Annotated in this window: 7 protein-coding genes; 6 read left to right on the forward strand and 1 reads right to left on the reverse strand. The window is 62.2% G+C overall.

All coding sequences use genetic code 11. The annotated features are described in order from the left end of the window. The first annotated feature begins 55 nt into the window (after positions 1 to 55). Positions 56 to 2344, forward strand: a complete 2289-nt coding sequence (locus ASE71_RS03030) for a hypothetical protein (RefSeq protein ID WP_060519357.1) — start codon at positions 56 to 58, stop codon at positions 2342 to 2344. Between the two features lie 42 nt (positions 2345 to 2386). On the opposite strand, the gene ASE71_RS03035 is transcribed toward ASE71_RS03030, so the two are convergent. Next, complete coding sequence (locus tag ASE71_RS03035) at positions 2387 to 2758, reverse strand: alpha/beta hydrolase (RefSeq protein WP_060519358.1); 372 nt, start codon at positions 2756 to 2758, stop codon at positions 2387 to 2389. Positions 2759 to 3089: 331 nt separating this feature from the next. On the opposite strand from ASE71_RS03035, the gene ASE71_RS03040 reads away from it, so the two are divergent. From ASE71_RS03040 to ASE71_RS03060, 5 genes are all read left to right on the forward strand, one after another. Beyond that, complete coding sequence (locus tag ASE71_RS03040; protein ID WP_060519382.1) at positions 3090 to 3980, forward strand: helix-turn-helix domain-containing protein; 891 nt, start codon at positions 3090 to 3092, stop codon at positions 3978 to 3980. A gap of 133 nt (positions 3981 to 4113) precedes the next feature. Further along, positions 4114 to 5022 carry a helix-turn-helix domain-containing protein gene (locus tag ASE71_RS03045; protein WP_060519359.1) on the forward strand — a complete coding sequence of 303 codons (909 nt, stop codon included), beginning with the start codon at positions 4114 to 4116 and terminating at the stop codon, positions 5020 to 5022. Positions 5023 to 5249: 227 nt separating this feature from the next. Then, the gene (locus ASE71_RS03050) at positions 5250 to 6158 is read left to right on the forward strand and encodes a helix-turn-helix domain-containing protein (protein ID WP_060519361.1); all 909 of its coding nucleotides are present in this window, start codon (positions 5250 to 5252) and stop codon (positions 6156 to 6158) included. A 146-nt stretch (positions 6159 to 6304) separates the two neighbouring features. Continuing rightward, complete coding sequence (locus tag ASE71_RS03055; protein ID WP_060519364.1) at positions 6305 to 6955, forward strand: hydrolase; 651 nt, start codon at positions 6305 to 6307, stop codon at positions 6953 to 6955. 84 nt (positions 6956 to 7039) lie between these two features. Continuing rightward, complete coding sequence (locus tag ASE71_RS03060; RefSeq protein WP_060519366.1) at positions 7040 to 7327, forward strand: XapX domain-containing protein; 288 nt, start codon at positions 7040 to 7042, stop codon at positions 7325 to 7327. Positions 7328 to 7392: the final 65 nt, after the last annotated feature.

Raw genomic sequence — 7392 nt, forward strand, 5'->3', positions numbered from 1 at the left:
ACACCGCAACGACTCAAGAGCTTTCCATTTTTCGTGTGACGAAAGGACAGAAATCGTGGCTGAGACAGAAATTGGTGCCGGCAAGGGCCGTCGCAAAGCACTTTGGGCTGCTGTCGCAGTCATCGCGATCGCAGCCGCGGGTGTCGTCGGCGGCAAGTTCATGCTCGAAAAGGCGGTCGGGACCTTCATCGCCGAGCGCGGCGGGAAGGCCGGCTTGGTTGAGGCGGACTTCTTCGGCCGCATTCATCTGCGCGACGTCACGCTGCCTTTCGCCGATGGTGTCAGCGCGCGCATCGCGGCAATCGACGGACGTCCGAAGATCTTTTCGCTGAGCGGCAAGCTCGACGTGAAGGGCCTGGAGCTCGACCTGAAGGCCGCCAAGCTTTCCGTGCCTGCGGCAACGCTGGAAGATCCCGACTTTTTCGCAGCCGGCCTGACGGCAAGCGGGGAAAAGGCTGACCTTTTGAAGCGCATCGAGCGTTTCGCGGCAAAGCAGGCCTCCGCGCCGGAAGTTGCCATCGTCCAGAACGTTGCAAGCTCCGAGCAGAAGACGGTCTACAAGGATGTCCGGCTCGAGGATATCGCCAGCGGCCGCGTTGCGCGCTATTCGGCGAGCGGCGCCACGTTCGCCTTTGCCATGGATATTCCTGACGGCGAAGGGGCAACGAAGCGGGAAAAGATGGACGGCACCATGGGCGCCGTCACTGGAGAGAGCTTCGATGTGGCCTACATGGCCCGCATCTACACGCAAAAAGCCGGTCCTGAGGACAAGGAACCGAAGCTGCTCTACGGCCCGATCTCCGTAAAGAACCTTGCCTTCTCCGACAGCAAGTCGCGTTTCGGTTACGACGAAGTGCGCAGCAGCGGCCTCAGCGTCCGCATGCCGACCGAGCCGCTTCTCGAAACGCTCGAGCAACTCCAGGCGGTCAGCGATCCGGAAGCCCTGCCACCGGCGGAGCGCCAGGCATTCTTCAAACGCATTCTTTCGCTGGTCGACATGCTGGCAAAGGGCGACATGGAACTGCTCGGCCTGAAGATGGAAGTGCCGGAGCAGGAAAGCGCCGAGGGCAAGCTCGTGAAGCTCGCCGTCGACAAGATGGCGTTCCAGCTCAACGGTCGCAGTTTCGATGGCACGATGAACGGTGTCACGGCGGGCGAGGGGACCGACTACTTCAAGTTTGCCGAAGCCAGCATCAACGGTTTCTCCTGGGCTCCGACCATGGAGGCACTGACGAAGCTTGCGGGCCTGAAGGAGGAGGAATTCGAGACCTTCCCCTACACCACGCTGATGCCGGAATTCGGCACGATCCGGATCGCCGGGCTCGACGTGGACATGCCCGGCGGCGACCCGGCAGCCGTGACGGACAGTGAAACCGTCGAGGACGAGAGCGCGACCGAAACCGAGGTCGATCCGTCGATCAGTGCCGAACAGGCGCCGGAAGCCGAGCAGGTGCCAGACGAAACGACAAACGGCGAAGCCGCCAGCGACGCGGCGGTCCCCGGCGATGCAGCAGAAGAGCCGATGGCCGAGGCGCCTGCAGAGCAGTCGGCGGATGAAGCGACCGACGGCGAAGCCGCCAGCGGCGCGGAGATCGCCGGTGAAGTGCCGGAAGACCCGATGGCCGAGGCGCCCGTGGAGCAGTCGGCCGTGCCGTCCGTTCCGGAACGCGTTCGTTTCACGCTCGATACCTATGAAATCGCGCTGACGAAGCCGCGCAACGGCATTCCGACGGATGCCCGCGTCAGCTACCGCGACCTCAGCGTTCCGATCCCTGCGGACACGCAGGAAGAGGGCTTCAAGACGCTGCGCAAGATCGGCCTCGACAAGCTGGTCTTCTCGTCCAACGTCGAACTGTCGTGGGATGAGCCCAACGAGAACTTCGTCATCAAGCAGATTTCGCTGGATGGCAAGGACATGGGCAGCCTCTCCTTCTCCGGCGTCATGGGCGGCGCTTCGGAGGACTTCTTCTCCGGCGACCTCAATGCCGCGCAGATCGCGATGTTCGGTCTTACGGCGAGGGAAGTCACGCTCAAGCTCGAGGACAAGGGCATCATGGCCAAGGGCATCAAGCTCTATGCCGAGGATAACCACATGACCGAGGACAGCGTTCGCGGCCTGCTCGTGTTGATGACGAGCGCCGGCGTGCAGCATTTTGCCGCCACGCAGCCGAAACTGCAGGACGCGGCGACGGCGTTTACCCAGTTCATCAGCAAGCCCGGCACCTTCACGTTGAAGGTCAAGGCCAAGGATGAAGCCGGTGTCGGCGCGCTCGAACTGATGGGAGCTGCCGAAAACCCGGCGCTTCTGCTCGAGCAAGTCGATATCGAAGCCAAGGCGCAGTAAAATCTATCGTGGGCCGCGTCATCAGATGCGGCCCGCATTGCTTCAGTCGATGGCCGCCTGAAGGAAATCCCGAAGCGCTATCAATTCATCCTGCCCGATCTCGTGTGCGCCCCGATTGTAGAGGGCCCGGACATCAGCTTTCTGCCCCGCAAGATAACCGACCAGTTGTTCGGCGAGCGCCAATGGACCGGTAGGATCGTCTTGGCCGCCGGTGGCCAGGATCGGTTTGCCCTGAAGTCCGGCGTTGCCGGGTGGCACCCACGACACAAGGGGATGCAGCAGGACCGCTCGCTCGAACAGACCAGGATATTTGACCAGGAGTGCGGCGAGCGGCGTCGCGCCTGTGGCGTAGCCGATGCCATAGACGGCTTGGCCCGGGTACACACGCCGCCTGTCGCCGATGGAGTTCGCCAAGTCTTCCACGGAGGCCGCGAATGCCCGGATATCGCACAGCCCGTCAACGGCTGCCGCTCAGGGTTGCCAAGTTCTCCGATTTCTTCGAGAGCTACGTCACCGAGACGCGGCCGCTTTGAAGCGGCGGGATCATGCGGCATGAAGGCAAAACAGAGCCGTTTGCGGCTAAATGTGAGCAAAGGATACAAGAAATTACTGGCAGCCCCCCCCATTTTTTCTCGGATATGAGCGGCAATCGCGAAATGCCCCCTCGCGCCGGGCCTTTCGCGCATCGAAGCGGATTGCACGCGAGGAGTGAACTCCATCGCCAGGAGGCGGGGCTGGACGGATGATGACAGAGCCAAGCGGTATTGGAGCGTATTTTGGCGAGCCGAAGGCGCCGTTTCTCATGGTGCGGCCCGTGCGGGACGCCCGGTTTTCGGTGACGCGCCTGCGGTGCCGGCTGAACGGAGAACTGAGCCGCATCGTATCGCTGCCGGCCGACGACGCCTATTTCCTGATGTTCTACTTCAAGGATGTCATGCACTGCGACCTGGTGCCGGGCGAAAGCGAAAGTGAAATTCGCCGCTACCGGCAGGGGTCGATCTGTCTCGTCGATCTCGCTGAGGGCGCCAGTATCCGGCTTGTCAGCGATCTCGATTCACTCGCTTTCCATCTGCCACGGGCCTTGTTTCGTGAAGTCTGCGAGTTTTCGCATGCTCCCGCCGCCACCAGTCTTAGATGCCGTCGCGGCGAGGTCGACGACGTCATGCACAATCTCGCCTTGGCGCTGTCGCCGCTTCTTGACGAGAGCGAGGGTGAACCGGGTGCGGTACTGCAGCACATCGCCGTCGCCATCTGCGCGCATCTTCTGCATTCTTACCCGGATCGCGCCATCGCATCCGGCGGCCCCGATCTGTCTGTGTGGCAGGAGAAGGCGGCCAAGGATTTCATGATCGACCATTGGGCCAAGGACTTTTCGTTTGCGGCAGCAGCAGCGGCCGCAAATCTTTCGGAGGAGGGTTTTGCCGCGGCTTTTGCATCCGTGACCGGCCAGACGCCGCAAGAGTGGTTGATGCGGTACCGGATCGGTCGCGCCAAGCGCTATCTGATCCAAGAGGGATGGTCGCTGAGCAAAACCGCGGCCAGCTGCGGCTATGCCGACGAAGCCCGGTTCGTCGAGGCCTTTCGTGAGGTGACGGGCGTGACACCCGCCGTCTGGCGCGCGCGCTGGCTGCAGTGAGGGTACCATGCTGACCTTTGACGCTCGGCGATGCATCGCTGGATTTGCCTCTGTATTGCGACAGCCAACCGTTGTAGCATCCGCCCGGCCGCTGAAGCGGGCGGCTGAGCTGGAAATCGGGAGACCCTGACCGATGGCCTTGCAAGAAGGACTGAGCGCAGACGAACGCACACCGCGCCCGATCGTCAAGCGGATCAGCGTCGGTGACATCACCGTCACGAGAACCTTCTCGGATCGCTTCGATCTGGAAGTCGGGCCGCTGATTCCGGTCGCCGATGCCTTCAACGTCATCGTGCAGATGCGTGACTTCGAGGCGCATCGCCTGTGGCGGCGTGGCGAACTCGTCTATGAGGGAGGGCATCCCAAGGCCTCGCTCGCGATCACCGATCTTCGCGACCAATGGCAGTGCCACCATCTGTCGCCCTTCGACAATGTCCGCTTCCAAATTCCCTTTGCCTCAATGCGGAGCTTTACCGAAAGGGCCGGGCGCGGCGAGTATGTGTCGCTGTCTCCCGTGCAGGGACGCGTGGATCCGGTCATGTTCGGCCTTGCCCAGGCGCTGCTGCCCTCGCTCGATGAGCCGGACCGGGCCAATCTGCTCTTCGTCGAACAGATCAATCTTGCCGCGTTGGCCCATCTCAGCCAGGCCTATGGCGGTCTGCATTTCCCCGTCGACAAGAAGGGGACGCTGGCGCCATGGCAGGAGAGGCTGGCGACGGAGTTTCTGGTCGCCCATTTCAACACGCCGTTCTCGATCGGCGATCTTGCGGCCCAGTGCGAGCTCTCGCGCAGCTATTTCAACAAGGCTTTCAAGGAAAGCTTCGGGCGCACACCGTCCAGGTGGCTGTCCGAATATCGGATCGCGCGGGTCAAGGAGTGTCTGCTTCAGGACACACCCCTTGCTGAAATTGCTATCCACTGCGGCTTTGCCGACCAGAGCCACATGACCCGGGTATTCACCAGCCAGACGGGGGAAACGCCGGCACGCTTCCGGAAAAAGAACCGGTCGGTCGTCGTCGCTGTGGATCGACCTCCGCAATAGGGTGGAAAGAGGGCGCGCCCTCGTGCAAAATTTTCAAAACAGGTGAAAAACGTGCAAGAATGATGCGGCGACCGGGGCAATCATAGGGCCGCTCCTGCAAATGATTTGGTGAAACCGAGAATGAGTTGCGCGCACGTTTACCCTGCGCACGGCGACTTACGTCTTTCGTTTTCGTCGTCACGGCAGGTGGGTTTGGCGGGCAGTCTCGACACATAGGAGCGAAGACGATGACGAATGTTTCCGCTGCCTCGGCCGGAGCGCGACCGCGCGACAGTCTCGGATGCTCGCTCGACCAGCTGGATGACGACAGGACGATCGAAGGCCGCGACATGGTCTTCCACCGCAAGCGGTCGACAGCGGGACCGCCGGGCCAGGTCACGACACCTGGCAACGGGCGAGGCTATCTGATCGGCCTATCGCTTGTGGGCGGTCATCGCCGCCGGGTTTTCGGAGCGCACCATTCTGCGACCCAGGAGTTCGGCCAAAACTCGATCTACGTCAGGAACTTTGCCGACGATTATAAAGCCGATCTCAAAGGATCCTTCGATTTCACCTTGCTTGAGATCGGCCACGGTGCGCTCGAACGCATCGCAGACGCGGCAAATGCTTCTGGCGTCAGCGAGCTGCGGCCCGTTTCCGGCTCGCCCGACCCTGTTCTCGGCGGCATGCTCGGCGCTTTGTTTGCGTCGGTGGACGGATACACGGATCGAAGCGCGCTGTTTGTCGACCAGCTCTCGGTGGCAATCGGCGTGCATATGGTCCGGCAGTACGGTAACGGCCGTGGCGAGAGCCTTGCCGGAGGACGCAGGCTTTCGCAGCGCTGCCAGGCAAAGATCCGCGATCTGGTGCAAGCCCGTCTGGATGGCGAGCTCACCGTCGAGGAAATGGCTGCGACCTGCAATCTGTCGCAGGCGGCTTTTTTGCGTGCCTTTCGCGAGACCATGGGCAGCACGCCCTACCGCTGGCTGCTGCAGCAGAGGATCGAAAAGGCCAAGGATCTGCTGCAGTTCTCGCCCACGTCCCTGAGTGAAATTGCCGTCGTCTGCGGCTTTTCGGATCAGAGCCATTTTACCCGGGCCTTTGCGCAGGCCGCAGGTGCCACGCCGCGCCAGTGGCGGCGCAGCCGACAGTCGTAACCCTCTGAAAGTACACGCGCCCTGCCGGCTGAAGGCGAGCGAAATTTTCAAAAATCCACCTTTGGCGACAAGAACGGGTCGCCGCTCGGCGGCATAGTTGGGCCTCTCCAATCGGAGTTCAGTTTCAACAGTAAGAGGTCACGACCATGTCTGCGACAGCGACCCCCGGCAAACTCCTCGTCTCGCCCAAAGACCACACTCTGATCATGATCGACTTCCAGTCGCAGATGTCCTTTGCGACCAAGTCGATCGACGCGGTGCTCTTGCGCAACAACGCAGCACTTGTCGCCAATGCGGCGGCAGGTTTCGGCGTTTCGACCATCCTCACGACCGTTGCCGAAAAGACCTTCTCCGGCCCGATGTTCTCCGAGATCACCGATGCCTTCCCCGGCCAGAAACTGCTGGACCGCACCTCGATGAACACCTGGGAAGACGCCGCCGTGATCGAAGAGGTCAACCGCATCGGCAAGAAGCGCCTTGTCATGTGCGGGCTGTGGACCTCGGTCTGCATCGTCGGCCCGACCCTCTCGGCGCTCGATCAGGGCTTCGAGGTCTATGCCATCGCCGACGCCTGCGGCGACGTTTCGGACGAGGCGCATGAGCGGGCGATGGACCGCATGGTGCAGGCCGGCGTCCGGCCGATGACCTCGCTGCAATACATGCTCGAGCTGCAGCGCGACTGGGCGCGCACCGAGACCTACGACATGACCACCGGTATCGCCAAGAAGTTCGGCGGTTCGTATGGCCTCGGCATCATCTACGCCAAGTCGATGTTCGGCGCGTCCGAAGGCCACTGACAGAACGCTTCCGCGCTCTAGATTAACGCTCTGGCCGCCTCGCTGCGGCCGGAGCGGCACCTTTATCCCGTAAAGGAGTTGGCGATGAAGATGTACCTTCTCTCGCTTGGAGCCGGGCTGGTCGTCGGCGTCATCTATGCGCTGCTCAACGTCCGCTCGCCGGCGCCGCCGGTCATCGCGCTGATCGGTCTGCTCGGCATTCTCATCGGGGAGCAATCCGTCCCCCTGGTCGAGCGCGCCCTGTCGGGTGAGCCGGTCAACCTCTCCTGGTTCAATCGGCAGTGCATGCCGCACGTGTTCGGCCATCTGCCCGGCGGGCAGATCGCAACCGGCACGGCGAAGGATGCTGCCGGCACCGACGAAAGGGCCTGACGATGCCGACAAGACGCTCGTTCCTCGGTGCCGCCTCGTCGCTGGCGCTGCCCGCTCTCTTTCCG

The organism is Ensifer sp. Root954, assembly GCF_001429005.1.
In the GTDB taxonomy this organism is placed as follows: domain Bacteria; phylum Pseudomonadota; class Alphaproteobacteria; order Rhizobiales; family Rhizobiaceae; genus Ensifer; species Ensifer adhaerens.

Bases quoted from the DNA above. Each gene is read 5' to 3' on its own strand.
- ASE71_RS03045 (WP_060519359.1), top strand. From the start codon at position 4,114: ATGGCCTTGCAAGAAGGACTGAGCGCAGACGAACGCACACCGCGCCCG.
- ASE71_RS03050 (WP_060519361.1), top strand. From the start codon at position 5,250: ATGACGAATGTTTCCGCTGCCTCGGCCGGAGCGCGACCGCGCGACAGT.
- ASE71_RS03060 (WP_060519366.1), top strand. From the start codon at position 7,040: ATGAAGATGTACCTTCTCTCGCTTGGAGCCGGGCTGGTCGTCGGCGTC.
- ASE71_RS03055 (WP_060519364.1), top strand. From the start codon at position 6,305: ATGTCTGCGACAGCGACCCCCGGCAAACTCCTCGTCTCGCCCAAAGAC.
- ASE71_RS03040 (WP_060519382.1), top strand. From the start codon at position 3,090: ATGACAGAGCCAAGCGGTATTGGAGCGTATTTTGGCGAGCCGAAGGCG.